Origin of the sequence: Streptococcus sp. 596553 (assembly GCF_900411395.1) — a bacterium.
Taxonomy (GTDB): domain Bacteria; phylum Bacillota; class Bacilli; order Lactobacillales; family Streptococcaceae; genus Streptococcus; species Streptococcus mitis_BA.
Map to the genome: position 1 here is coordinate 1 of NZ_OXCQ01000030.1, position 1089 is coordinate 1089.

Annotated in this window: 9 tRNA genes; all 9 read left to right on the forward strand. The window is 46.2% G+C overall.

The features are described 5' to 3' along the window. Nucleotides 1-51 precede the first annotated feature (51 nt). The 9 genes from DSY56_RS11615 (at nt 52) to DSY56_RS11655 (ending at nt 843) form a co-directional block, all read left to right on the forward strand. Nucleotides 52-125 (forward strand) — tRNA-Pro (locus DSY56_RS11615). Between the two features lie 5 nt (nt 126-130). Further along, nucleotides 131-204: transfer RNA gene (locus DSY56_RS11620), tRNA-Met, on the forward strand. 13 nt (nt 205-217) lie between these two features. Continuing rightward, a tRNA-Ile gene (locus tag DSY56_RS11625) sits at nt 218-291 on the forward strand. Between the two features lie 10 nt (nt 292-301). Further along, a tRNA-Ser gene (locus DSY56_RS11630) sits at nt 302-391 on the forward strand. A 9-nt stretch (nt 392-400) separates the two neighbouring features. Further along, nucleotides 401-474 (forward strand) — tRNA-Met (locus DSY56_RS11635). Nucleotides 475-477: 3 nt separating this feature from the next. Next, nucleotides 478-550 (forward strand) — tRNA-Phe (locus DSY56_RS11640). Between the two features lie 20 nt (nt 551-570). Beyond that, nucleotides 571-641: transfer RNA gene (locus DSY56_RS11645), tRNA-Gly, on the forward strand. Nucleotides 642-675: 34 nt separating this feature from the next. Next, nucleotides 676-749, forward strand: a tRNA-Ile gene (locus DSY56_RS11650). A gap of 6 nt (nt 750-755) precedes the next feature. Further along, a tRNA-Ser gene (locus DSY56_RS11655) sits at nt 756-843 on the forward strand. Nucleotides 844-1089 lie beyond the last annotated feature (246 nt).

The window sequence follows — 1089 nt, forward strand, 5'->3', positions numbered from 1 at the left end:
ATCAGGCGGTTAGAGGTTCGACTCCTCTAGGGTGCATTTTTCTATTTAACTCGGGAAGTAGCTCAGCTTGGTAGAGTACTTGGTTTGGGACCAAGGTGTCGCAGGTTCGAATCCTGTCTTCCCGATACATGGCGGTGTAGCTCAGCTGGCTAGAGCGTCCGGTTCATACCCGGGAGGTCGGGGGTTCGATCCCCTTCGCCGCTATAATGATCTTGTCGGACCTTTAGCTCAGCTGGTTAGAGCTCTCGGCTCATAACCGAGTGGTCGTAGGTTCAAGTCCTACAAGGTCCATTTGAATATTGGAGGATTACCCAAGTCCGGCTGAAGGGAACGGTCTTGAAAACCGTCAGGCGTGTAAAAGCGTGCGTGGGTTCGAATCCCACATCCTCCTTTTTATTAACGCGGGATGGAGCAGCTCGGTAGCTCGTCGGGCTCATAACCCGAAGGTCGTAGGTTCAAATCCTGCTCCCGCAATAAGGCTCGGTAGCTCAGTTGGTAGAGCAATGGATTGAAGCTCCATGTGTCGGCGGTTCGATTCCGTCTCGCGCCATTTTTACTTATAGTATGTATGCGGGTGTAGTTTAGTGGTAAAACTACAGCCTTCCAAGCTGTTGTCGCGAGTTCGATTCTCGTCACCCGCTTTGAACTTTGTTCAAATTACCAAGTTTTTAACTTGGGCGCGTAGCTCAGGTGGTTAGAGCGCACGCCTGATAAGCGTGAGGTCGGTGGTTCGAGTCCACTCGTGCCCATTAATTGGAGAATTACTCAAGAGGCTGAAGAGGACGGTTTGCTAAATCGTTAGGTCGGGTAACTGGCGCAAGGGTTCGAATCCCTTATTCTCCGTTTTAATGAGAGTTTGTAACTCTCTTTTTTATTTTTAGAGACAATAAAACTTCAGATCTGTAAAACTTAATTGAATTACTAATCTGAAGTTATTTTTATATCGTTTATATTATAATTGTGGCTCTTTGTCAACTGTAGTGGGTTGAAGAAAAGCTAAGCTCGAGAAAGGACAAATTTCGTCCTTTCTTTTTTGATATTCAGAGCGATAAAAATCCGTTTTTTGAAGTTTTCAAAGTTCCGAAATCC